At 63.9% G+C, this 23,513-nt stretch carries 20 protein-coding genes and 1 tRNA gene; 4 read left to right on the top strand and 17 right to left on the bottom strand.

Annotation, left to right across the window (positions count from 1 at the left end):
- Window positions 1-9 precede the first annotated feature (9 nt).
- Genes rimI through ACLF6L_RS04220 form a run of 3 tightly spaced genes read right to left on the bottom strand, consistent with a single transcriptional unit; the run spans window position 10 to window position 2,765 of the window.
- Complete coding sequence (gene rimI, locus ACLF6L_RS04230; protein WP_412852436.1) at window positions 10-477, bottom strand: ribosomal protein S18-alanine N-acetyltransferase; 468 nt, start codon at window positions 475-477, stop codon at window positions 10-12.
- Window positions 474-1,208, bottom strand: coding sequence for a uracil-DNA glycosylase (locus ACLF6L_RS04225; RefSeq protein WP_412852435.1), 735 nt, complete (start codon window positions 1,206-1,208; stop codon window positions 474-476). The genes rimI and ACLF6L_RS04225 overlap by 4 nt, the downstream gene beginning before the upstream one ends.
- Window positions 1,209-1,214: 6 nt before the next feature.
- On the bottom strand, window positions 1,215-2,765 hold the full coding sequence (locus tag ACLF6L_RS04220) for a 2-isopropylmalate synthase (RefSeq protein ID WP_238617611.1): 1,551 nt from the start codon (window positions 2,763-2,765) through the stop codon (window positions 1,215-1,217).
- Between the two features lie 434 nt (window positions 2,766-3,199).
- On the opposite strand from ACLF6L_RS04220, the gene folD reads away from it, so the two are divergent.
- Window positions 3,200-4,075 (top strand): bifunctional methylenetetrahydrofolate dehydrogenase/methenyltetrahydrofolate cyclohydrolase FolD, encoded by an 876-nt coding sequence (gene folD, locus ACLF6L_RS04215; RefSeq protein ID WP_238617612.1) that lies wholly within the window; start codon window positions 3,200-3,202, stop codon window positions 4,073-4,075.
- Between the two features lie 57 nt (window positions 4,076-4,132).
- On the opposite strand, the gene cysS is transcribed toward folD, so the two are convergent.
- Window positions 4,133-5,515: a cysteine--tRNA ligase gene (cysS, locus tag ACLF6L_RS04210; RefSeq protein ID WP_412852434.1), complete on the bottom strand. Its 1,383-nt coding sequence runs from the start codon at window positions 5,513-5,515 to the stop codon at window positions 4,133-4,135.
- Between the two features lie 151 nt (window positions 5,516-5,666).
- On the opposite strand from cysS, the gene ACLF6L_RS04205 reads away from it, so the two are divergent.
- Both ACLF6L_RS04205 and ACLF6L_RS04200 read left to right on the top strand, forming a co-directional pair.
- The gene (locus ACLF6L_RS04205) at window positions 5,667-6,239 is read left to right on the top strand and encodes a peptidylprolyl isomerase (protein WP_050814174.1); all 573 of its coding nucleotides are present in this window, start codon (window positions 5,667-5,669) and stop codon (window positions 6,237-6,239) included.
- Between the two features lie 10 nt (window positions 6,240-6,249).
- Entirely contained in the window at window positions 6,250-6,969 is a 720-nt protein-coding gene (locus tag ACLF6L_RS04200; protein WP_412852433.1) for a UDP-2,3-diacylglucosamine diphosphatase, read from the top strand.
- Window positions 6,970-6,981: 12 nt separating this feature from the next.
- Here the strand turns inward: ACLF6L_RS04200 and ACLF6L_RS04195 are convergent, their stop codons facing one another.
- The 12 genes from ACLF6L_RS04195 to rnr form a co-directional block, all read right to left on the bottom strand.
- Window positions 6,982-8,442 (bottom strand): HDOD domain-containing protein, encoded by a 1,461-nt coding sequence (locus ACLF6L_RS04195; RefSeq protein WP_412852432.1) that lies wholly within the window; start codon window positions 8,440-8,442, stop codon window positions 6,982-6,984.
- An 80-nt stretch (window positions 8,443-8,522) separates the two neighbouring features.
- On the bottom strand, window positions 8,523-9,752 hold the full coding sequence (locus ACLF6L_RS04190; RefSeq protein ID WP_412852431.1) for a glycerate kinase: 1,230 nt from the start codon (window positions 9,750-9,752) through the stop codon (window positions 8,523-8,525).
- A 23-nt stretch (window positions 9,753-9,775) separates the two neighbouring features.
- Window positions 9,776-10,981, bottom strand: a complete 1,206-nt coding sequence (locus ACLF6L_RS04185; RefSeq protein WP_238617617.1) for an O-succinylhomoserine sulfhydrylase — start codon at window positions 10,979-10,981, stop codon at window positions 9,776-9,778.
- 203 nt (window positions 10,982-11,184) lie between these two features.
- Entirely contained in the window at window positions 11,185-12,435 is a 1,251-nt protein-coding gene (locus tag ACLF6L_RS04180; protein ID WP_412852430.1) for an EAL and HDOD domain-containing protein, read from the bottom strand.
- A gap of 61 nt (window positions 12,436-12,496) precedes the next feature.
- Window positions 12,497-13,486, bottom strand: coding sequence for an alanine racemase (gene alr / locus ACLF6L_RS04175; protein ID WP_238617708.1), 990 nt, complete (start codon window positions 13,484-13,486; stop codon window positions 12,497-12,499).
- Window positions 13,487-13,575: 89 nt separating this feature from the next.
- Window positions 13,576-16,371: a replicative DNA helicase gene (dnaB, locus tag ACLF6L_RS04170; RefSeq protein WP_412852746.1), complete on the bottom strand. Its 2,796-nt coding sequence runs from the start codon at window positions 16,369-16,371 to the stop codon at window positions 13,576-13,578.
- A gap of 218 nt (window positions 16,372-16,589) precedes the next feature.
- Window positions 16,590-17,042 carry a 50S ribosomal protein L9 gene (gene rplI, locus ACLF6L_RS04165; RefSeq protein WP_008930697.1) on the bottom strand — a complete coding sequence of 151 codons (453 nt, stop codon included), beginning with the start codon at window positions 17,040-17,042 and terminating at the stop codon, window positions 16,590-16,592.
- A 63-nt stretch (window positions 17,043-17,105) separates the two neighbouring features.
- A complete protein-coding gene (locus tag ACLF6L_RS04160; protein WP_412852429.1) occupies window positions 17,106-18,014 on the bottom strand; it encodes a DUF2232 domain-containing protein in 909 nt (302 codons plus the stop codon).
- Between the two features lie 43 nt (window positions 18,015-18,057).
- On the bottom strand, window positions 18,058-18,282 hold the full coding sequence (rpsR, locus tag ACLF6L_RS04155) for a 30S ribosomal protein S18 (RefSeq protein ID WP_090208543.1): 225 nt from the start codon (window positions 18,280-18,282) through the stop codon (window positions 18,058-18,060).
- A gap of 35 nt (window positions 18,283-18,317) precedes the next feature.
- On the bottom strand, window positions 18,318-18,731 hold the full coding sequence (gene rpsF / locus ACLF6L_RS04150) for a 30S ribosomal protein S6 (RefSeq protein WP_200176182.1): 414 nt from the start codon (window positions 18,729-18,731) through the stop codon (window positions 18,318-18,320).
- 86 nt (window positions 18,732-18,817) lie between these two features.
- A complete protein-coding gene (rlmB, locus tag ACLF6L_RS04145; protein ID WP_412852428.1) occupies window positions 18,818-19,591 on the bottom strand; it encodes a 23S rRNA (guanosine(2251)-2'-O)-methyltransferase RlmB in 774 nt (257 codons plus the stop codon).
- A 3-nt stretch (window positions 19,592-19,594) separates the two neighbouring features.
- Entirely contained in the window at window positions 19,595-22,186 is a 2,592-nt protein-coding gene (gene rnr / locus ACLF6L_RS04140) for a ribonuclease R (protein ID WP_412852427.1), read from the bottom strand.
- Window positions 22,187-22,295: 109 nt separating this feature from the next.
- Here rnr and ACLF6L_RS04135 point away from each other — a divergent pair.
- Window positions 22,296-22,382: transfer RNA gene (locus ACLF6L_RS04135), tRNA-Leu, on the top strand.
- A 320-nt stretch (window positions 22,383-22,702) separates the two neighbouring features.
- Here the strand turns inward: ACLF6L_RS04135 and fabG are convergent.
- Window positions 22,703-23,476, bottom strand: a complete 774-nt coding sequence (gene fabG, locus ACLF6L_RS04130) for a 3-oxoacyl-ACP reductase FabG (RefSeq protein ID WP_200177211.1) — start codon at window positions 23,474-23,476, stop codon at window positions 22,703-22,705.
- Window positions 23,477-23,513 lie beyond the last annotated feature (37 nt).

Below are 23,513 nucleotides of genomic sequence, written 5' to 3'. Positions count from 1 at the left end.
CCGGATGGATCAAAGCTGCAGGGCCAGGACAAGGGCATCCTCCCGTCCCCGGTCAGCGGGATAGTACCGCCTGCGAACGCCCACTTCATTGAATCCCAGGGAACGATACAGACCGACTGCCGGTGCATTGGACGGGCGCACCTCCAGAAAGACCGTTTCCACCTGGCGATCGCGGGCGATGTCCAGCAACGTCCCGAGCAGATAGCGCCCGAACCCCTGCCCCTGGCATTCCGGACGAATGGTGAGATTGAGCACATGACACTCACCCACCGCCAGGGACATGACCCCGTAACCGATCAGTTCACCGGTGGAACGACTGGTTAGGACCCAGCAGGAATAGCCCACCCGCAGACAATCCCGAAAGATCCCTTCCGACCAGTAATAGGCGTACGCCCTGGGTTCTATCTCCATGATGGCCTGAAGGTCACCGGCACGCATGGGGCGAAGCTGCAATGGGATCGCGGTCACGGCATTCACGGAGATGATGATCGGTGCGGGGTACCGATCTGGTCAGCGGCACGGGTCATCAAGCGCCGCGCCAGGCACAAATCATCCCAGGCCTTGCGCTTGTCCAGGGGTTTTCTCAGCAGATAGGCGGGATGGTAGGTGACCACCACGGGAATGCCCTGGTAATTCAGCGGCTGCCCGCGCAGAGCACCCAGGGCCGCGTCCGTCGCCAGCAGGTTCTGCGCCGCGATCCGCCCCAGGGCAACGATGACCCGGGGTCGGATCAGGGCAACCTGACCATCCAGGAAGGCCCGACAGGCATCGGCCTCTTCCGGCTTCGGGTCACGGTTGCCGGGCGGACGACACTTGAGGATGTTGGCAATGTAGACGCCCTCCCCCCGGGTCAGACCCAGGGCGGCCAGCATGCTGTCCAGCAACTTGCCGGCCCGGCCCACGAAGGGCTCGCCGCGACGGTCTTCCTCCGCCCCCGGGGCCTCGCCGATGAACAACCAGGGGGCCTGTCGATCACCAACCCCGAACACGGTCCGGGTGCGGCTTGACGCCAGCTCAGCGCAGCGGGTGCAGGTCTCAACCTGCCGTGACAGGGTTTCCCAGTCAGGCACCCTGTCGCCGGGGGCATCGGCCTGCCGGGGAACGGGTACCGCTTTCGCGGCCAAGGGTGCTTCCACACAGGGAGTACGGGGCACCCATTGCTGGATGCCCATGACCTCAAGATAACGACGCCGAAGCCCCTCTTCCATGTCGGATCAGACGTCACCGCGCTGGGGGTGAGCACGACGATCCGGCATCACCAGACGGTTCAGGGCATTGAGATAGGCCTTGGCCGAGGCAATCACGATATCCGTGTCCGCACCCTGGCCGTTGACGATGCGCCCCGCCTTTTCCAGCCGGACCGTCACCTCGCCCTGGGCATCGGTACCGCTGGTGATGTTGTTCACCGAGTAGAGCAGCAACTGGGTGCCGCTGGGCACGATGGTCTCGATGGCCTTGAAGGCCGCATCCACCGGACCGCTGCCCTCGGCCTGGCCGCTGCGCTCGGCGCCGTCCACGCTGAGGGTGACATTGGCCAGCGGCGTCTCCCCCGTCTCGGAACAGACCCGCATGGACACCAGCTTGAGCTGTTCGCTGTCCATGGCCATGGTCGCCTCCGACACCAGGGCCTGAAGGTCCTCGTCGAAGATCTCGTGTTTCTTGTCCGCCAATTCCTTGAAGCGGGAAAAGGCCTCGTTCAGTTCCTCCTCGGCGGTGAACTCGATGCCCAGGTCCTTGAGGCGGGTGCGGAAGGCATTGCGACCGGAGTGCTTGCCCAGCACGATGCGGTTTTCCGACCAGCCCACGTCCTGGGCCCGCATGATCTCGTAGGTATCCCGATGCTTGAGCACCCCGTCCTGATGGATGCCGGATTCATGGGCAAAGGCATTGGCACCCACGATCGCCTTGTTGGGCTGCACCGGAAAGCCGGTGATGCTGGACACCAGGCGGGAACAGGGCACGATCTGGGTGGTGTCCAGGGTGGTGTCGCAGGGGAAGACATCCTGACGGGTACGCACCGCCATGACGATCTCTTCCAGAGCCGCGTTGCCGGCCCGCTCCCCCAGACCGTTGATGGTGCACTCCACCTGACGGGCACCGTTGAGCACGGCGGCCAGGGAATTGGCCACGGCCACGCCCAGGTCGTTGTGGCAATGGACCGAGAATACGGCCTTGTCCGAGTTGGGTACCCGTTCGATCAGGTTCCTCATCAGCTCGCCGAACTGCTGGGGGATGTTGTAACCCACGGTGTCGGGGATGTTGATGGTCCTGGCACCAGCGTCGATCACCGCCTCGATCACCCGACAGAGAAAGTCCAGCTCGGAACGGCCCGCGTCCTCGGGGGAGAATTCCACGTTATCGGTCCACTGCCGGGCCCGCTTGACGGCGGCCACCGCCTGGGTGAGCACCTCGTCGGGGGACATCTTCAGCTTGTACTGCATGTGGATGGGCGAGGTGGCAAGGAAGGTGTGGATGCGGGCGGAATTGGCCTCCTTGAGGGCCTCGCCGGCGCGATCGATGTCCACGTCCTTGGCCCGGGCCAGACCGCAGACGGTGCTGTCCTGCACCGCGCGGGCCACCGCCCGCACGGATTCGAAGTCACCGGTGCTGGCGGCGGGGAAGCCGGCCTCGATGATGTCCACGCGCATCTTTTCCAGCGCCTTGGCGATGCGGACCTTTTCTTCCCGGGTCATGGATGCGCCGGGGCTCTGCTCGCCGTCGCGCAAGGTGGTGTCGAAGATGAAGAGTTTGTCTTTGCCTGCCATGTTCTGTGACCTCTGCGCGCCGGAGGGGTCCGGGCGCTTGCTCTCTGGGGGAAATTCTACATGACCCGCACCCGGCCTGGGGCGGATGTCATGGGATCAGCGAACGCGTTTGGCCTCGCCAGGCGTGAGAGAGTGTGCCGCTAGCGCGGCAGTCGCAGCAGGGATAGCAGACGGGCAATGCGGGACGCACGCATCCAGGCGCCGCTCCTGGAGGGCGGCGCCTGGATCACACCATGTTGTGCGCGCGGATCGGTCATGGGGGCATGATTTCTGGACTTGGTCTCGACTCTACCAGAGGCTCCACAAGGATGCAAAGCCTACCGCAACCATCAACCATTAGCGATGCCCCCCGGGATTGGACGATCAGGACATTCGGTGGGAAAATACCTCCCGTTCCAGAGACATCCGTTCCCCCCTCAGTCAGGACCTCGCCCATGCCCGCCCGACTCATCGATGGCCGCGCCATTGCCCAGACCGTTCAACAGGAAGTCCGCCAGGCGGTGGAGGCCCGTCTTGCCGCGGGCAAACGGGCCCCCGGACTGGCCGTGGTGCTGGTGGGAGACGACCCGGCTTCCCATGTCTATGTCCGCAACAAACGCCGCACCTGCGAAGCCATCGGCATGGAATCCCGCTCCGTCGACCTGCCGGACAATGTCTCCCTGGGAGACCTGCTGGACGTGATCGATGAGCTCAATGCCGACCCCACCGTGGACGGTATCCTGGTCCAACAACCCTTGCCCGGACACATCGACACCGAGCAGGTGGTGGAGCGCATGGACCCGGCCAAGGACGTGGATGGCTTTCATCCCTATAACATGGGCCGACTGGCCCTGCGCCTGCCACGCCTGCGTCCCTGTACCCCCTATGGCGTGCTGCGACTGCTGGAAGCCACGGGGGAAACCTACAAGGGCCGTCATGCGGTGATCGTGGGCGCCTCCAACATCGTCGGCCGTCCCATGGCCCTGGAACTAATGCTGGCGGGGGCCACGGTCACCGTCTGCCATCGCTTCAGCGTCGACACCCCGGAGCATGTGGGACGCGCGGACATCGTGGTGGCCGCGGCGGGCAAGCCGGGGCTGGTGCGCGGGGACTGGATCAAGCCGGGGGCCACCGTGATCGACGTGGGCATCAACCGGCTGGAGGACGGCAGCCTGGCGGGAGACGTGGAATTTGATGCGGCGGCGGAACGGGCCGCCTGGATCACCCCGGTCCCCGGCGGCGTGGGGCCGATGACCGTGGCGATGCTGATGAAGAACACCCTGCAGGCCTGTGAGGACGCGGAACGGGTGGCCAGCTGTTTCTTGCCCTGAACCTATCCCCTCACCCCAACCCCTCTCCCACAAGGGGAGAGGGGCTTTGCTGTTCTCTCAGCCGCGGCGCCAGGTGGTGCCGCCCGGGCCATCCTCCAGTACCACGCCCTGTTCCTTGAGGAAATCCCGAATCCGGTCCGCCTCGGCAAAATCCTTGCGCCGACGGGCCTCCAGACGGGCCTCGATCTGGGCCTGGATCTCGGCCTCGTCCGGTCCCTCGCCAGCCCCTCCCTGCAGATAGGCATCCGGGTCCGACCCCAGAATCCCCAGCACCCCGCCCATTTCCCGAAGCAATCCGGCCAGACGCCCCGCCGCTTCCGGCTGACTGTCCCGCAGACGGTTCACCTCATGGGCGATGTCGAACAGCACCGACAACGCCACCGGCGTGTTGAAGTCATCCTGCATGGCGGCATCGAACCGGCTCCGGAACGGCGCCCCCTCCCCTTCCGGCGGCAGCGGCGCCACCCCCCGCAAGGCGGTGTACAGACGGTTCAGGGCGGCACGGGCATTGTTGAGGGGCTCGTCACTGTAGTTGAGCGGGCTACGATAGTGACTGCCCAGGATGAAATACCGCACCTCCTCGGGCCGGTAATGCGCCAGCACTTGGCGCACGGTGAAGAAATTGCCCAGGGACTTGGACATCTTCTCCTCGTTCACCCGCACGAAACCGTTGTGCATCCAGTAATTCACATAGTGTTCGCAGGAGGCCGCCTCGCTCTGGGCGATCTCGTTCTCATGGTGGGGGAACTGCAGATCCTGCCCGCCCCCATGGATGTCGAAATGATGTCCCAGATAATGGGTGGACATGGCCGAGCATTCGATATGCCAGCCGGGCCGCCCCGGTCCCCAGGGCGAGTCCCAGGCCGGCTCGCCGGGCTTGGCCGCCTTCCAGAGCACGAAATCCAGCGGATCCCGCTTGGACTCGTCCGGCGCCACCCGCTCGCCCGCCCGCAGATCCTCGATCCGCTTGCCCGACAGCTTGCCGTACCCATCGAACAGGGAGACGCTGTAATACACGTCCCCGTTATCCCCCACATAGGCAAAGCCCCGCCTGAGCAGGGTGCCGATCATGTGCAGGATGTCGTGGATGTGGGCCGTGGCCCGGGGCTCGAAGCTGGGACGCGCCACCCCCAGGGCATCGGCGTCCTCGTGCATGGCCTGGATGAAACGGTCGGTCAGGGCCTCGATGGATTCACCGTTTTCCGCCGCTCGGCGGATGATCTTGTCATCGATGTCCGTGATGTTGCGCACATAGGTCACCTCATAGCCCAGCGCCTTGAGGTAGCGGTAGACCACATCGAACACCACCAGCACCCGGGCATGGCCCAGGTGACAGTAGTCATACACCGTCATGCCGCAGACATACATGCGCACCTTGCCGGGTTCCATGGACTGGAACGGGTCCTTGCGACGGGTGAGGGTGTTGTAGATATGGAGCATCGAGGATTCTGTCTCTGGTTCGTCAGGGGATTGATCTTACCAAGCCGATGGATACGGGGCCATCACCCCGGGCTTTGCCCGTCCGCGTGGTAGCGGCTATCATCGCAGATCGTCAACCGGTATCACCGATGGACATCCACCAATGAAATCAATGATTCGACAGCTTGCCCTTAGCCTCACCCTGCTGTCTGCAACCATGGGAACTCAAGTCATGGCCGAAAACACTGCCCCCAGGGTCACCATCGAGACCACCAAGGGCACCATCGTCCTTGAACTCTACGCCGACAAGGCCCCCGAGACCGTCGCCAACTTCCTGGCCTATGCCAATGACGGCTTCTATGACGGCACCATCTTCCACCGGGTGATCCCCGGCTTCATGGTCCAGGGTGGCGGCTTCACCCAGGACATGCAGCAAAAGCCCACCAAGGACCCGATCCGCAACGAGGCCAACAACGGCCTGAGCAATGAAGTGGGCACCGTGGCCATGGCCCGTACCCCCAATCCCCATTCCGCCACAGCCCAGTTCTTCATCAATGTCCAGCACAACCGTTTCCTGGACTTCACCGCCGAGACGCCCCAGGGCTGGGGCTATGCCGTATTCGGCAAGGTGGTGGAAGGCATGGACGTGGTGGAAAGCATCGTTGCCGTGCCCACCGGCAACCATGGCATGCATCAGGATGTCCCCCGGGAACCCGTCATCATGACCCGCGTCAGCGCCGAGTGACCCCACGGCTGTGAGCGAGACGTTATTCATCTCGGATCTGCATCTGGACAAGGATCGTCCACACAGCCTGCGGCTCTTCGAAGGTTTTCTGCAAACCCGCGTACCCGGTGCGGACGCCCTTTACATCCTGGGCGACCTGTTCGAGTACTGGGTGGGCGACGATGACCCGGCGGAACATCTGAAACAGGCCTTCGACCTGCTCAAGTCACTGAGCGACCGGGGCATGCCCCTGTACTTCGTTCACGGCAACCGGGATTTCCTGGTGGGCGAGGCCTTTGCCCGGCGCTGCGGCTGCCGGCTGCTGGACACGGAGACGGTGGTAGACCTCTATGGTACCCCCACCCTGATCATGCACGGCGACAGCCTGTGCACCGACGACGTGGACTATATGGCCTTTCGCGCCATGGTTCGGGATCCGAAGTGGCAGGCCGCGTTCCTGGCCCGTCCCCTGCCCCAGCGCCATGCCGAGGCGGAAGAAGCCAGGGCCCGTAGCCGCTCATCCACCCGCGGCAAGTCCGCGGAGATCACCGACGTGAACAGCCGTGCCGTGGAAGATGCCCTGCGCCGCCATGGTGTCCACACCCTGATCCACGGCCACACCCACCGCCCCGCCATCCATGATCTCGATTTGGACGGCCACCCTGCCCGCCGCATTGTGCTGCACGACTGGTACGACACAGGGGGACTGCTGGTGTGCCGCCCGGACGGGATGTCGCTGGGTACCCTTTGAGGATTGCGACCGCTATCGCCCCTGCAGACGGTACAGGGCAAGACCGATATTGGCCTGCTGCACGAAATGCCGAAAGGCACGGAAATCCTCCTCGGTCAGCGGCTGGCCCGTATAGGCGCGATCACAGTAGATCAGCCCGATGGGTTTGTCCTCGGAATACATCGACATGAGAAAACAGGGATGCCTGCCCACCACCGCCACATCATGGGCGGTACGCAATCGGCCGTCATGATCCGAGGAGATCCAGTCACCCTCGCGGCTGTCGAGGGCCTGCTGAAACAGATTGGGTGGTGACTGAATCAGAGGGAAGGCAATGGTCTGCAACGGGCTGTCCCTGCGCCAGCCCAACGCCACTTTCTCCCGCAACGTCGCGCGGTCGGGGGAGAGCACCGCAAACATGGTTCGATCCATCCCGATGCCGCGCTGTATACCCTCCAGAACCATCTCCAGCAGAAAACTGATATCCAGCGTGCCGCCACTGAGAATCCCCGAAATCTCCTGCAGGATCTGAAACTGCAGTTCCTTGCGGTCCGGCACCGCCGCGATGGCCGTGGACGCTTCCTCCGCAAACCGGCGCGCCTTGCGCTGGATCAGCTCCGCGGCCTCCACGGCCCCGAACTGACGGGCAATATGGGCGGCCGCATCGGTATGGGTCCGCAGACTTTGTTTGACCTCATCCCGTGTCTGTCCGGTGATCGCGGTGATTCGTTCCAGACAGGCATCATAGGACTTCGGATCGGCTTTCTCCTTCAGGACACCGACCACCTCGCAGCCCAGATTGACGATACGCATCCGGGGATCCATGACCTGCGGATGCTTGCGAATGGCCTCTTCGATCAAGCCCTTCAGATTCCAGCTCCTGCACAGGGACACATCCAGTTCCGATAGCTTGAAACCCAGCACCTGACGCTCCGCCACATCCTGGGGAATATGGCCGTCGGCCAACAACGCTTCCAGACGTTCTCCCTGCTCCCGGCAGAAACACCAGAAGGCGATACGCCCGATATTCTGCAACAGGGCCGCGATGAACACCTCCTCGGGATAATCATCGCCCGTGGCGACGGCGATCGCCTTGGCATGTACGGCGGCATGAATGGCCTGGGCGATCTCCTCATGGGCCCGGCGTTTGTTACGGGGGGAGAGGATGGCCTCAAAAAACGAACAGGCCAGCACCAGTTCGCGGATCACGTCGATGCCCAGGATGACGATGGCGCGACTGACCGTCACGATCTTCTTGCGATAAGGGTTGTAATAGAGACTGTTGCTCAGTTTGAGCAGCTTGGCGGTCAGGTTGGGGTCCTGAAGAATGGCGGTCGCCAGATCCATGGCGCCCTTTCTCTCATCCCCGATGATATCGTGGATGGTCTGAACGGTACTGGAGAAGATCGGCATCTCCTGTTCCCGCAGCATGTGTGTCCAGTCTTCCAGCGTGGAGGGATCCGCAACGGTCGGAACGGTGGGAGTCTTGTTCATGCCTGTCAGGTCTGGGGACGGGAACGGGAAGCGCCAAGGCACGGCAGATGCGGCCGCTGCATGACATCGTCAATAATCCGTCAAGATTGCCTGATACCGATCACCAGGTCCATCACATTGGTGCCCGTCGGCCCTGTGGTCACCAGATCACCGCAGGTCTTGAGCAGCACATGGGCATCGGCACCGGCCAGGGCCTGTTCCACGTCCAGCCCCAGCGCACCGGCGCGGGCCACCGTGCCGGCATCCACCAGGGCACCGGCCGCCCGGGTATTGCCGTCGGAACCATCGGTGCCGGCGGCCAGCAGGGCCGTGCCGGGATGCCCCGCCAGCACCCGGGCCGCCGCCAGCGCCAGGTGCTGGTTGCGTCCGCCCAGCCCCGGATCGGCCGGCAGGGTGACCGTGGTTTCGCCGCCCCAGATATGGATGCCCGGCGGGCCGGCCAGCAGTTCCCGGGCCAGGCGCTCGCCGCAAGGCACAGCCTCTCCGCGGAGAAATTCCCCATGCAGTGTCACATTCATGCCGCAGCGTTCGGCCGCGGCCGCGGCAGCCCGACAGGCATCCCGCAACGTGGCGACCACATGGACCGGGACGGCCACTCCCGATGTATCGGTGCAATCCGGCACCCGGGCCGCCATCGCGGTCACCCACTCACGGATGCCCGGCGGCAGCTCGGGCAGAGGGCGGACCACCGAAGGCGGCACCAGCAAACCGGAGCCGATCACCGCCGGATCATCCCCGGGCACATCCGAAATCAGATAGGCCTCGGTGCGGCGCTGCCCCAAATGGCTTCGCAGGCGCCCGCCCTTGATGCAGGAGATGGCGGCGCGCACCCGGTTCATGGCCAGGATGTCCAGACCGGAGCCCAGCAACCAACCGTTGACCCGTTGCAATTCTCCCAGCCCAGCCCCCGGCGGCAGCACCTCCACCAGAGAGGAGGTCCCGCCACTGATGAGAAAGACCATATGCCCCTGCTCGGGGGTCAACCGGATGAAATCCAGCAGCCGGCCGCCCGCCAGCAGACTATCGGCCCCCGGCAGGGGATGATCGGCCTGCAGGCAGATGAAACGCTGATCCCGCGACAGCCGGGGATCGGCATGACCATGCCGCGTGATGACCAGCGCGCGGACCAGACGTTCTCCCAGGATCGTTCGCGCACCTTCCGCCATGGCGGCAGCGGCCTTGCCGATGGCCACCAGATGGATGGGGTCCCGTCCCTTCAGACGCCCCAGTGCCCGACGGACCACCGTGCCGCCGTGGACCGCCTCCAGGGCGGCATGGAAACAGTGCAGCAGGCAGTCTCGATCACGCATCGGCGAACAGTGGCGGTCTCATCTCAGCACAGGCTGTCCAGGCCCCGGGACAGATCTGCCTGGATATCCGCCGGGTCTTCCAGGCCCACCGCCATCCGCACCAATCCTTCGCGAATGCCCTGCTCCACCCGTTGCTCCGGCGTGATGCGCCCGTGGGTGGTGGTGGCCGGATGCGTGATCGTGGTCTTGGCATCCCCCAGGTTGGCGGTGATGGACAGCATCCGGGTACTGTCGATCACCCGCCAGGCCGCCTCCCTGCCCCCCTTCACCTCGAAGGCGACGATACCGCCGAAAGCGGCCTGCTGGCGGGCGGCCAGGGCATGCTGGGGATGGGAGGCCAGACCGGGATAGTGCACCATCTCCACCGCCGGATGCTTCTCCAGCCAGTGGGCCAGGGTCAGGGCGGATGCGCTATGAGCCCGCATGCGCAGGGGCAGGGTTTCCAGCCCCTTGTGAAAAACCCAGGCGTTGAAGGGACTCATGGTGGGCCCGGCGGTACGCAGGAAACCGAAGATCTCCTTGCCCACCCGTTCGCCATCCCCAACCACGGCGCCGCCCACGCAGCGTCCCTGGCCATCCAGGTATTTGGTGGCGGAGTGAATCACCAGGTCCGCCCCCAGGCTCAGCGGGCGTTGCAGCACCGGGGTACAGAAACAGTTGTCCACCGCCAGCAAGCAGTCGTGGGTATGGGCCAGTTCCGCCAGGGCACGGATGTCTACCAGTTCGGTGAGCGGATTGGAGGGAGTCTCGGCGAACAGCATCCGGGTATTGGGGCGCAAGGCTCGCGCCCAGGCCTCCAGATCCGACAGGGGCACATAGCTCACCTCGATGCCGAAGCGGGTGAGGTAATTGCTGAACAGGTTGGTGGTGGAACCGAACACGGACCGGGACGAGATGATGTGGTCCCCCGCCCGGAGCAGGGACAGGCAGGTGGACAGGATCGCCGACATGCCGGAGGCCGTGGCCACGCAGGCCTCTCCGCCTTCCAGCGCGGCCAGCCGGTCCTGGAAGGCGCGCACCGTGGGATTGGTGAACCGTGCATAGATGTTGCCGGGCGTTTCGCCGGCAAACCGGGCCGCCGCCTCGGCGGCACTGGCAAAGACGAAGCTGGAGGTGGCGAAGATGGGATCGGAATGTTCCTGTTCCGCCGTGCGGGTCTGACCGGCGCGAATGGCCAGGGTATCGAAACCGGGATCACGGGAACCGGAGGTATCCAGAGGATGGGACATGGGCACTCCTGTAACACCCGCCCCGTCGGGCAAAGAAAAAGACCCGCCAAAGCAGGTCGTCACCCGCTTTAGCCGTATTTCTTGAGCGCCCGCAAGCTGGAATCAAATCGGCGCTGTCCGCTTGCCCGAAAACATCGGGACTCGGCAGGTGCCGGCCCCGGGGCAAGGGATCATTTCGATTCTGAAAAAACGGTTGCGAAGTGTCAATGCCTGGGCTTTCCCGTCAGGGAGACGGACAGCACCTCATCCGCCCATCGGCCTGCTTCCAGCGTCACTTCACTGATGTCCCGGGCGGACAGTCCGGCAAAACCCGCCGCCTCGATATCGCCCCGCTCGCAGGCCCCGGCACAGGCCAGCACCTCGGCCATCTCGCCCTCCCCCCGAAGCAGCGCCGCCTTGACCGCATCCCCCAGGGGCAGCGGCGGAATGATCTGCTCCAGCGGTCGCTCCATGATCAGGTCCAGGGCAGAGAACAGTCCACAGGTGAAATAATTTTCCACCGGCCCCCTACCGGCGCGCCCGGCCAGGCGCTCGCACAGGGCGGCCCGCTCCAGAGCCAGTTGTACCAGTCCCGCAGGCCGATCCTCCAGGCCACGGATCACCAGCATGCAGGCCCAGGTGGCCAGTTTGCGACGTCCCAGAATCAGGATGGCCCGGGCCAGAGAGTCCACTTCCCGGCTCAGGCCGAAGAACGGTGAGTTGATCAACCGCAGCAGCTTGACCGCCAGTCCGGCATCCTGGGCAATGAGATGCTGCAGCTGATGGACATCCAGGGTCGGGTCCTGCAGGCCGGCCAGCAGGCGCAGTACCGTCAGCTTGCCTGCCTCCAGCCCGACCGCCCTGAACAGCCGCGGACGACTGAGAAAATAGCCCTGGAAATAGTGGAACCCCAGATCACGAAGAAATTCGTAGTCTTCCAGCGATTCCACCTTTTCAGCGACGATACTCACGTCATGGCGGGCCAGCCGCCTGTGAACGGACCTCAGGTCGTCCGGCTTGAGCCGGGCCGTATCCACCTTCACTTGATGCACCATGGACAGGAGGCGGTCATGGAGCCCGCCGGGCGCATAATCGTCCAGAGCCAGGATGTAGCCCCTGCCGGCCAGTCTTTTGAGGGTTTCCAGGGTTGCCTCATCCCCCGGCAGATCAGGGGGAAGATCCACGATCAGACGCCCGGCGGGCACGTTCAGGGATTCCAGTTCCCGCAACAGGCGCGGCGTCATGTTGATGGCGGCCAAGCGGGAACCGACGAGGGTATCGAGGCCAATCTCGCCAAAGACGCTCAGAATGACATGGGACGTCGCCGCATCACTGCCGGTGGCCGACCGCAGGCTGGAGGCGGAGCGGAACAACAACTCGTAGGCATACACGCCCAGTTGACGGTTATAGATGGGCTGCCGGGCGATATAGGTACTGTCGTTGTGTGAAGCCGCCTGTTCCATCGTCTCTTCCATTGACTCCCAAGACTTCCGCTGCTGATCCTCACCGGGCGGATACGACAGATACGGTATCCCCCTACCCGGTCACCACCTGTACCCGATCATGCACGCGACAGAGCAGATCATAGCTGATGGTCCGTGCCGCCGCCGCCACTTCATCCACCGGCAGCCCCTCGCCCCATAGCGTGACCACGTCCCCCACCTGGACCGTCTCCAGATCGGTCAGATCCAGGGTGATCATGTCCATGGAAACACGACCGATGAGGGGTACCCGCTGTCCGCGCACCAGTACCGGCGTGCCGTTGGGGGCGTGACGGGGATAGCCGTCGGCATAACCGATGGCCGCCACCCCCACTCGGGTGGGCCGCTCGCTGCGCCAGGTGGCGCCGTAACCCACGGCCTCTCCCGGGGCCAGGGCATGAATGGCAATCAGCCGGGTACTCAAGGTCATCACCGGACGCAGACCCAGGCCGGCGGCGGATTGGTCCGCCAGCGGCGAGCCCCCGTAGAGCATGATGCCGGGACGAACCCAGTCGGCATGGGCATCGGGCAAGGCCAGGATGGCGGCGGAGTTGGCCAGGCTGCGCTCGCCGGGCAGATGCCGGGTGGCGGCCTCGAATCGGGCCAGCTGGGCGGCGTTTTCCGGGCGCTCCGGCGCGTCGGCACAGGCCAGGTGGGTCATCAGCCCGGGCACCGCCGTCACATTGGGGTCCGAAGTCAGCGCGGCCACCAGCTCGGCGGCCCGCGACGGGGCGAACCCCAGGCGTCCCATGCCGGTATCCAGTTTCAGCCAGACCCGTACCGGACGATGCAGGCGGGTGGCCGCCAGCAGGCGCAGCTGACTGTCCTCGTGCACGGTCACGGCCACGTCGAGTTGGGAGGCGGCGCGCAGATCCCGTTCGTCCTTGAAGCCCTGCAGGGCGAGAATGGGTTGATGGTGACCGGCCTCGCGCAGGGCGGCGGCCTCGTCAAGGCAGGAGACCGCCAGGGCATCCACCCGGGGGGCCAGAGATTCGGCCACCCTGAGCATGCCGTGGCCATAGGCCTCGGCCTTGATCACGGCCATGACGCGGCTATCGGGAGCCGCTTCCCGGACCCGGGCCAGATTGGCCGACAGGTGGCCAAGACACAGGCGCGCCGAGGCGGTTCTTCTCACTAGAAACCCTCATTGGAGTAGATTTCGGGCACATAATTTTCGAAGCGGGTGTACTGCCCCAGGAAGGTCAGTCGCACGGTGCCGATGGGGCCATTACGCTGCTTGGCGATGATGATCTCCGCCGTGCCCTTGTCCGGACTGTCATCGTGGTAGACCTCATCCCGGTAGATGAAGACGATGAGGTCCGCATCCTGTTCGATGGCGCCGGATTCACGCAGATCCGACATCACCGGGCGTTTGTTGGGACGCTGCTCCAGACCTCGATTGAGCTGGGAAAGGGCGATCACGGGGACCCCCATTTCCTTGGCCAGGGCCTTGAGGCCGCGGGAGATCTCGGAAATCTCGTTGGTTCGGTTCTCCGAACTGCCGGGTACCTGCATCAGCTGCAGGTAGTCCACCACAATGAGGCTGAGCTGCTTGTGCTCTCGCATCAGCCGGCGGCAGCGGGAACGCAGGTCGGAAGGAGACAGCGCCGGACTGTCGTCGATATACAGCTGTGCCTCGGACAGCATGGACACGGCACTGGAAAAACGCGGCCAGTCATCATCTTCCAGACGCCCGGTACGCAGACGCTGCTGATTGATTCTTCCCAGCGAGGAGAGCAGACGCATGGACAGTTGCTCGCCGGGCATTTCCATACTGAACACCGCCACCGGCGACTTCTGCTTCAGCGCCGCATATTCGGCGATATTCATCGCGAAGGTGGTGTTATGGACACAAAAATCCTCGGCAATGAAGTTGTGCGTACCCTCTACCGTCAGGTCATAGACCTGATGTTCACCCTGATAGTCGATGGAGACGACTTCATCCCAGTAAATATCTGAAGTTGACAAACTGGCCAAATAGCCATCATCAAGAATCCTCGCCAACCGCCCGGCGCGGACACGGGAAATTCCTCTGCTCCCCCTGCCCGCCAGGTGAGGGTTGAAACCGGGCGGGCATTCCAGCCCTGCCTGCTGATGCCATTCACGCCAGCTCTTTTCACCCTTTCTAGCCAGCACATAGGTATTCACACTCAGAGGCAATGTATCCAGATTGGTGTGCGGACGCTTGTTCGCCAACAGCGCATCCAACTTCGCCAAGGCAACTTCCTTGCCGAAGATGCCGATCTCACGAATGAAACGACGCAGGCTTTCCTGATCCAGGATCTCCAGTTCCATGGGTGAACACCGTAACCTCGGATAGGCGTTTTTCTTGATCCGCACCTTGCTCAGAATACCGAACCGAAGCAGCAAGTGCTGTAGCCCCCGGACCAGAAGAGGACTGGAAGAAGCATAGCTGATACGCCCCTGCCCATTGGCCTGAACAAAGGCGCTGCCATCGCAGGCAAACAGACGATTGATGAACAGGGCCAAGGAATCTCGTTCCAGGGTATAAATGACGCTAGGGATATCCTTTTCCAGCGCCGAGCACCCCCATACACCATGTCTTTCAAGAAAGCGGCGCACCGGATTAGGGCTGTTTTTCGAGACATGTTCATGAGCATCCACACCAAGATCCGCGGGTGACAAGGACAACACATCACACAAGCGTTCGAAGTGGGTACCCACGGGCATGGACTGCCCGGATCGCCAATAACTGACCGTGGCCTTGCTAACCCCCAAAACTCGGGCCAGGTAATCCCCGGTGATTTCAAAATCGGACTGCACACGTCTCAGGGCAGAAGCAAAACGTGCCCGAGCCTGAATCAGATAATCCCGATCACGACTGACACGCATGGAGGGAGCACGGGTCATATCGGCGATGAGTTTGCAAGTCATACCGGCAAAACCACTCACTGCATCAGTAAAATCTTCACGCAGGCGAGGGCTCGTGTTGGTAAAAATCGGGCATGTCTGGGTGGTACCCCCATCACCGATAAAATACGCCAGTGTCTTCACTTCATGACTCGGCATCCATGTCTTCCCGAACACTGGAATACAGCGGGGCACCGCGACCTTCTCCCCCACTTGAATCTCCCCCAACGGCCGCCAACCCGATCCGGTGAGGAAGGGATGGGTCAGGGTTGTGGAAATCTCGCGCCCACTGGCGGTCCGGACCCGGTAGACAGGCTTGATGCCGTCATCCACGAAAGCCGTGGCCTGCCCCTTGCGCAGGCGAAAATCTTCCCCCAGGGTCAGCAATTCCGCCTGACGGCGAGCCACCCGCTCGTCGATGGTGACCAGGGCACCGGTCTGCGGATCGACCAGCCTGGACCCTGCCATGATGCACTTGCCCATTGACGGGCGTCCCGCCACGATCACCAGATCCCCAGCCTGCAGACCGGAGGTCATCTCGTCGAAATCGTCATAGCCCGTGGACAGGCCGGTGATGGGATTGTCCCGCTCGAAAAGCAGTTCGATGTGCTCCACGGTAGACTTGAGCAGGGTACGCATGCCGCGAAAACCCTGACGATTGCGCGCGCCCTGCTCGGCAATCTCGAATACCCGCCGCTCCGCCTCGTCCAGCAGTTCCCGGCTCTCCCGCCCCTGGGCATTGAAACCGCTGTCGGCGATCTCCGTGCCCACACTGATGAGCTGACGCAGTACCGAACGCTCGCGCACGATGTCCGCGTAGGCCCGGATATTGGCGGCACTGGGGGTGTCTTTGGCCAGCAGGCCCAGATAGGCCAGGCCACCGGCCTCCTCCAGCTCGCCGTGTGCCTCCAGGCGCTCGGAGATGGTCACCACGTCGAAGGGGGCCTGCCGGTTCGCCAGCTCGGCGATGGTACGGAAAATCAGACGATGATCATGACGATAGAAATCCACCTCGGCCACATGGTCGGAGACCGTGTCCCAGGCATCGTTTTCCAGCATCAGGCCACCGAGCACGGCCTGCTCGGCTTCGATCGAATGAGGGGGAATCTTGAGGGCTTCGGTCCCATTGCGGGACGCGGCGGCGCGGGGCTTTTCGGGCATGGTCAGGACACCACTGGACGTGACGACAGACATGGGGAGCTGTCTTGATCACCCCGGACCCGGACCGGTTCCGGCATGGGTCCCGCGGGGCATGAAGCCCCGCGGGCGGGGCGGCATTACTCTTCCACGCCCACCACAACCACCTTCACGGTGGCGTTGACATCGGTGTGCAGGTGCACGGCCACTTCGAACTCACCGGCATGACGCAACGGGCCTTCGGGCAGGCGCACTTCGCGCTTTTCCAGCTCCACGCCGGCGGCCTTGGCGGCATCCGCAATGTCGTTGGTGCCGACGGAACCGAACAGCTTGCCTTCGCTGCCAGCACGGGCGTTGATGGTCAGGGTCATGGCTTCCAGCTTGGCCTGACGGGCCTGAGCAGCGGCCAGGGCCTGAGCGGCGGCCTTTTCCAGTTCCGCGCGGCGGGCCTCGAACTCGGCGATGTTCGCCTCGGTGGCGAACTTGGCCTTGCCCTTGGGCAGCAGGTAGTTACGGGCGTAACCGGGGCGCACGCGCACCTTGTCGCCCAGGCTTCCCAGGTTTTCCACCTTTTCGAGAAGAATCACTTCCATCGGTCTATACCTCAGTCAAAGATCAAATACGTTATCTGCCGGGAGGCACAGGATGCGCAGGCATCAGGGGGCGTCATTACCCGCATGCGCGATCCGTCCACGAAGATCCAAGAAGCTGTCCACCATCCCCAACGTGGCCAGGACGACCATCATCTGCGGCAAGGCAAAGGCCATCACCACATAGGTCATCACCAACCAGAGGCGGCTCAGGTTCAGCTTGCGATTGATCCCGTGAATCACCGCCAGCCCGTGCAGGAAAAAGGCGGCCAGAAACACCAGGGACAACTCGAACATCAGAGTCATGCCGGCAAACAGCCCCAGCACCAGCAGCACCAGCAGCAGGATGGCCGGAACCCGGCCCATGCTCAGCTGATGAAACTCCTGGGCAAAACCGCCAGGGTTGTAGAGCACCGACTGCCAGTAGCGGGCCAGCACCAGGGAGAGCGACAGCGCCAGCAGGGAGACGGCGGCCAGCATGCCCGTCATCACCGCCGCGGCCTGCCTGAAGGCCTCTTCCCGCTCCAAGGTCGTCATGCCGGACTGATCGAACAAGGGACCGACGGTCTGCTGCAGCACCGAGTACCACATCTGCGTGATGTCGGGCACGGACAGGTGCAACATCAGCACCACACCACAGCCGATGACAATGCCGGTGACCAGTGTGGCGGCCCATGACACGGTGCTTCGCAGCACGGTGGCCAGGGCCAGGGCCGGTACCCATTGCACCAGGGCGGTCACCAGACCCACCACCGGCGACAGGCCGGCAATCCAACCGATCAGACCCACCACCACCGCGGCCAGAGCCACTACCGCCAAGGCCTGTTGCGGCCCCACGCGCAGGGTCACCAGGGCCACGGCGGCACTGCTGACCAGCGCCAGGGGCGGGATCAGCAGGCCGATCACGCCAAAGCCGACGGTTGCGGTTACGGCCCGCAGCCGGCTTTGCATGATGAATGATGCCAGTTGCCTCATGGTCTCTCGCACCCGCGCCCCGGGGCGCGGATGTCTGACGTCCTCAGTGGTTGTCGGAGTACGGCAGCAGGGCCAGGAAGCGGGCGCGCTTGATGGCGGTGGCCAGCTGACGCTGATAACGGGCACTGGTGCCGGTGATGCGGCTGGGCACGATCTTGCCGGTCTCGGTGACGTAGTTCTTCAGGGTGTTCAGATCCTTGTAGTCGATGAACTCGACCCCTTCGGCACTGAAACGGCAATACTTGCGACGACGGAAGAAACGGGACATGGTCTATCCTCGGGATGATTCAGGTGAACAGTGGCTCAGTTCGAAGCAGCGGACGGACGATCATCGTCATCGGAATCGTCGTCATCGCTGTCGTCGGAGAAGGAAGAGGATGAGCTGGAGTCATCATCGTCCCGGTTCTTGGCCAGGGGGGAGACCTCGGTGAAGGCACGCTCCATGCGCATCACCAGGTGACGGATCACGGCGTCGTTGAAGCGGAAGGCACTGACCAGTTCTTCCAGGGCGCTTTCCGGGCACTCCACGTTCATCAGCACGTAGTGGGCCTTGTGCAGCTTCTGGATCGGGTAGGCCAGCTGACGGCGGCCCCAGTCTTCCAGGCGATGGATCTCGCCCTCGGCCCCTTCGATGATGCCGCGGTAGCGCTCCATCATGGCGGGGACCTGTTCACTCTGGTCCGGATGGACCATGAATACGATTTCGTAATGACGCATCTTCAGATTTCCTTGCGGGTGACAGCCTCCCGACCAGCGGTGAGGCAAGGTGGATCTCCGGGAACGCCCCGGAAAAGAGCGGAATCTTAGCCGTTCGGGGCGGTGGAAGCAATCCGGCGCTGCCTCACCGCCTCATACAGACAGACTCCGGCCGCCACCGATACGTTCAGGCTCTCCACCTGTCCCAGCATGGGCAGCTTCACCAGGGCGTCACACCGCTCCATGGTCAGCCGCCGCATGCCCTTGCCTTCCGCCCCCAGAACCAGGGCGGTGGGGCCGGCAAGATCGGCGTCATACAGATCCCCGGTGGCCTCGCCGCTGGTTCCCACGATCCAGATGTTGAACTCCTTGAGCAGATCCAGGGTGCGCGCCAGGTTGGTGACCTGGATGAAGGGTACGCTTTCGGCGGCACCCGAAGCCACCTTGCGCGCCACCGGGGTCAGGCCGGCGGCCCGGTCCCGGGGCGCGATTACGGCCGTGACGCCCGCCCCGTCCGCGGTGCGCAGACAGGCTCCCAGATTATGGGGATCGGTCACCCCGTCCAGCACCAGCAACAGCGGCACCGTGGCGCTCCCCTCCAGCCCCATGAGCAGATCGGGCAGATCCCGCTCGCCCAGGGCCGCCACCGGTTCCACCGTGGCGATGACCCCCTGGTGACGGGCTTCACCGGCCACGGCTTCCAACTCCCGGCGGGCCACCCGGCGGACACTCACCCCGGCCTGGGCAGCCAGTTCCAACAGCGCCTGCACGCGCCCGTCCACCCGCCCTTCCTGGATGCGCAGTTCGCGCACCCGGGAGGGACTGCGACGCAGCAGGGCGTCCACCGCATGCAGACCAAATACACTCTCATTGGCTGACATGTCTTACTCCGAACGCTTGCGCCGACGGCGACGGGAGGACGAAGACCTGGATTTCTCTGCCGGCTCGGACTTCCCGGCGGTGCCCGGTGCCGGTCCGGCGGTCTTTGCGGTCTTTCCGCGGGCCTTCTTGCCGGCTTGCTTGTCGGTGGCGGCAGGCACCTCCTCCGGCACCGGCTGCAACGACGGCTTGTCCGCTGCATTCTCCACGGGCTTCCGGCTCGACCGGCGACGACGGCGTCCCGACGACGGCGCCGCCTCACCGGACTCATCCATCCCATTGGGTGGAACCGTCGCCTCCGTGGCGACAGGCGCGACCGCAGTCTCCGATTCCTGCCGACGACCCTTGCGCCGACGGCTGCGACCCGACTTGCGGCCTTCACCCTCTTCGCCCCGGCCACGCCGCTCCCCCGGACCGGGCTCATCCGGCACGAAGTCGATCTTGCGTTCATCCAGGTCCACCCGGGCCACCTTCACCCGCACCGGATCACCCAGGCGATAGACCCGGCCGCTGCGTTCACCGCTCAGGCGATGGCCCGCCGGATCGAAGTGGTAATAGTCATTGGACAGGCTGGTGACATGCACCAGGCCTTCCACGTAGATGTCCTTGAGTTCAATGAACAGACCGAAGGAGGTCACGCTGGTGACCACCCCGTCGAACACCTCGCCCACCTTGTCCAGCATGTACTCGCACTTGAGCCAGGCCGTCACGTCCCAGGAGGCCTCGTCCGCCCGGCGTTCCCGCATGGAACAACTTTCCCCCAGGGACACCATGTCGATATGGGCGTAGCTGAAATCCTTGGGCTTGCCGCCGTCCAGCACATGGTGAATCGCCCGGTGCACCAGCAGGTCCGGATAACGGCGAATGGGCGAGGTGAAGTGCAGGTATTCCTCGTGAGCCAGGCCGAAATGTCCCAGATTGTCCGGGGCATAGACTGCCTGGGACAGGGACCGCAGCAACGCGGTCTGCACCAGTCGGGCATCGGGCCGATCCTTCACCTGCTCCAGCAGGGCCGAAAAATCCGCCGGCGTGGGCTCGTCGCCCCCGCGCAGATACAGGCCAAGCTCGCCCAGGAAACGACGCAGGTCCTCCAGCTTGGAGGGCTTGGGCCCTTCATGCACCCGGTACAGGGTGGGCATGCGCTTGCGCTTGAGGAAACCGGCCGTGGCCACGTTGGCGGCGATCATGCACTCTTCGATGATCTTGTGTGCATCATTGCGCTCATAGGCCACGATGCGCTCGATCTTGCGATCCGCGCCAAAGATGATACGGGTCTCTGTGGTCTCGAAATCCACCGTGCCCCGGGTATCCCGGGCCTTGCGCAACAGCTTGTAGAGACCGTAGAGATTTTCCAGGTGAGGCACCAGGGATTCGCGGCGACGGATGGTGTCGGCCTTGCGCTCCACCAGGATCTCGGCCACCTCGGTATAGGTGAGACGGGCATGGGAACGCATCACCGCCTGGTGGAACCTGGCATCCTTGATGCGGCTGCGGGAATTGACGGTCATCTCGCAGGCCAGGCAGAGGCGGTCCACTTCCGGGTTCAGGGAGCAAAGGCCGTTGGACAGCACCTCCGGCAGCATGGGAATGACCCGTTCGGGGAAATAAACGGACGTGCCCCGATTGCGGGCCTCCAGGTCAAGGGGATCGCCCGGTCGCACGTAATGGGCTACATCGGCAATGGCCACCCAGAGCTTGTAGCCCCGGCGCCCCAGGGACTCACAGTACACGGCATCGTCAAAGTCCCGGGAATCCTCACCGTCGATGGTCACCAGGGGCATGTCCCGCAAGTCCAGGCGTCCTTCCAGGGCCTTTTTGGGCACCTTGTCGGAAAAGCCCTTGATGGCTTCCAGCACCGCCTCGGGCCATTCGAACGGCAAACCGTGAGCGCGCACGGCAATGTCGATCTCCATGCCGGGGGCCATGTGCTCTCCCAACACCTCGACGACCTCGCCGATGGGGCGGGTGCGCTTGGTCGGCTGTTCCTTGATACGAACCGTGACGATCTGGCCGGGCCTGGCCTCACCCATGGATTCCGGCGGGATCAGGATGTCCAGGGGCATGCGCTTGTTGTCGGGGGCCACGAAACCGATCCCGCCTTCCATGGCCAGGCGACCCACCACCGTCTCGGTATTGCGTTCCAGCACCTCGATGATGGCCCCTTCCCGGCGCCCGCGGCGATCGATGCCGATAACCCTGGCCACCGCCCGGTCGCCGTGCATGAGGGCACGCATCTGGCGGGGAGACAGGAACAGATCCTCGCCCGGTTCGTCGGGGACCAGAAAGCCGAAACCATCCGGGTGGCCGATGACCCGGCCGCGCACCAGATCGGACTGGTTGACCGGCAGCCAGCCGCCAGCACGGTTGCAGACCAGCTGACCGTCCCGTTCCATGGCCCGCAGGCGACGACGCAGGGCCTCCAGATCCACCTCTTCTTCCAGACCGAGGCGACGGGCCAGGGGATCAAAACCGATGGGGCCATCCGACTGGTCCACCACCTGCAGGATGAGTTCTCGACTGGGGATGGGGCGTTCGTATTTGCGGGCTTCGCGATCGAAGTGGGGATCCTGGGGCAAACTCTTTTTCTTTTTTGTCATGTACAGGCCGATAAATTTTTTTTGGCGGAGGTGTTGACAACACCTCCGGCGGGTACTAATATGGCGTCTTCAGCTGAGACGCAAGAGCAACACGCTTCTCACTGAGATTGCCGAGGTGGCGGAATTGGTAGACGCGCTAGTTTCAGGTATTAGTGGGGGAGACCCCGTGGAGGTTCAAGTCCTCTCCTCGGCACCAACTTGATTTCGATGAACGGCCCGCTCACTGCGGGCCGTTTTCGTTTCAAGCGCCGGATTGTACCCCCTTTTCGCCGGAAATCCCAGCCCAGGCTTGCCCACGCGGGCAGACTCAACCCGTCAGAAGGAAGTACAGGATGACGAGGGCACCGAGCAGGGCGATGGCGGACATGACGCCCATGAGTCGCCACATCAACACGTCCATCGGGCCCGGCAGGCGACAGACCTGACCGGAACGCCCTCCCCCGGCTCCCTGCCGAACCGGGATTTTTCGCCCACGACGCCACCCACCCATGACCGGCAACCCCATACGGGCCTGGGTCAGTCCAGTGCCAGCGCCGATTCCGGCAGGGTCTGGCCGCCGTCCACCACCAGGGTCTGACCGGTGATGTAGCGCGCCTCCTCCGAGGCCAGGAACAGCATGGCCCAGGCCACGTCTTCCGGCTCCCCCAGATACCCCATGGGGATGGAGGCCTCCATCCGGCGCAGGTATTCCGGCCCCACATCCTTGAGACCCTCGGTGCGGATGTTGCCGGGCAGCACCGCATTGATGGTGACGTTGTCACGGGCATATTCCAGGGCTGCCGAGCGCATGAAGCCCAGCATCCCCGCCTTGCTGGCACCGTAGTGCGCCCAGCCGGGGAAGCCCGTCATCGGCCCGGTGATGGACGAGGTGAGCAGGATGCGGCCACTCTGCTGGCGCCGCATGGCCCAGGCGACGGATTTGACACAGAAGAACACGCCTTTGAGATTCACGGACATGACCCGGTCCCACTCGGCCTCGCTCATGTTCTCGATGGTGGCGGACGGGAAGATCCCCGCGTTGGCCACCAGGATGTCCACGCTGCCGAAATGGGACATGGCCTCCCCGATCATGGCCTCGGCGTCGGCGCGCTTGCTCACATCCGCTTGACAGGCCACGGCCTGACCGCCGTCTTCCTCGATCAGGGCCACCGTGGCCCGGGCAGCGGCCAGATCCAGGTCCGAGACCAGTACACGCGCCCCCTCGGCGGCAAAGACCCGCGCAATGGTGCGACCGATCCCCTTCCCTGCCCCGGTAACCACCGTACTGCGATCCTGAACCCTGCTGACCATGGATATACCTCTTGAGTTGTGCGTCTCATGGGCAGCC

This window comes from Ectothiorhodospira shaposhnikovii (genome assembly GCF_047222355.1).
Classification (GTDB): Bacteria; Pseudomonadota; Gammaproteobacteria; order Ectothiorhodospirales; family Ectothiorhodospiraceae; genus Ectothiorhodospira.
The sequence above is the reverse complement of the archived record's forward strand: the minus strand, read 5'-3'. Positions and strand labels throughout refer to the sequence as shown.

Bases quoted from the DNA above. Each gene is read 5' to 3' on its own strand.
- ACLF6L_RS04185 (WP_238617617.1), bottom strand. From the start codon at position 10,981: ATGTCCCATCCTCTGGATACCTCCGGTTCCCGTGATCCCGGTTTCGAT.
- cysS (WP_412852434.1), bottom strand. From the start codon at position 5,515: ATGCTCCATATCTACAACACCCTCACCCGTCGCAAGGACCCGTTCCAG.
- ACLF6L_RS04160 (WP_412852429.1), bottom strand. From the start codon at position 18,014: ATGAGGCAACTGGCATCATTCATCATGCAAAGCCGGCTGCGGGCCGTA.
- ACLF6L_RS04205 (WP_050814174.1), top strand. From the start codon at position 5,667: ATGATTCGACAGCTTGCCCTTAGCCTCACCCTGCTGTCTGCAACCATG.
- rlmB (WP_412852428.1), bottom strand. From the start codon at position 19,591: ATGTCAGCCAATGAGAGTGTATTTGGTCTGCATGCGGTGGACGCCCTG.
- rpsF (WP_200176182.1), bottom strand. From the start codon at position 18,731: ATGCGTCATTACGAAATCGTATTCATGGTCCATCCGGACCAGAGTGAA.
- rplI (WP_008930697.1), bottom strand. From the start codon at position 17,042: ATGGAAGTGATTCTTCTCGAAAAGGTGGAAAACCTGGGAAGCCTGGGC.
- ACLF6L_RS04220 (WP_238617611.1), bottom strand. From the start codon at position 2,765: ATGGCAGGCAAAGACAAACTCTTCATCTTCGACACCACCTTGCGCGAC.
- folD (WP_238617612.1), top strand. From the start codon at position 3,200: ATGCCCGCCCGACTCATCGATGGCCGCGCCATTGCCCAGACCGTTCAA.
- rpsR (WP_090208543.1), bottom strand. From the start codon at position 18,282: ATGTCCCGTTTCTTCCGTCGTCGCAAGTATTGCCGTTTCAGTGCCGAA.
- ACLF6L_RS04195 (WP_412852432.1), bottom strand. From the start codon at position 8,442: ATGAACAAGACTCCCACCGTTCCGACCGTTGCGGATCCCTCCACGCTG.
- ACLF6L_RS04190 (WP_412852431.1), bottom strand. From the start codon at position 9,752: ATGCGTGATCGAGACTGCCTGCTGCACTGTTTCCATGCCGCCCTGGAG.
- dnaB (WP_412852746.1), bottom strand. From the start codon at position 16,371: ATGCTGGAAAACGATGCCTGGGACACGGTCTCCGACCATGTGGCCGAG.
- ACLF6L_RS04180 (WP_412852430.1), bottom strand. From the start codon at position 12,435: ATGGAAGAGACGATGGAACAGGCGGCTTCACACAACGACAGTACCTAT.
- fabG (WP_200177211.1), bottom strand. From the start codon at position 23,476: ATGGTCAGCAGGGTTCAGGATCGCAGTACGGTGGTTACCGGGGCAGGG.
- rnr (WP_412852427.1), bottom strand. From the start codon at position 22,186: ATGACAAAAAAGAAAAAGAGTTTGCCCCAGGATCCCCACTTCGATCGC.
- alr (WP_238617708.1), bottom strand. From the start codon at position 13,486: ATGGCCGTGATCAAGGCCGAGGCCTATGGCCACGGCATGCTCAGGGTG.
- ACLF6L_RS04225 (WP_412852435.1), bottom strand. From the start codon at position 1,208: ATGGAAGAGGGGCTTCGGCGTCGTTATCTTGAGGTCATGGGCATCCAG.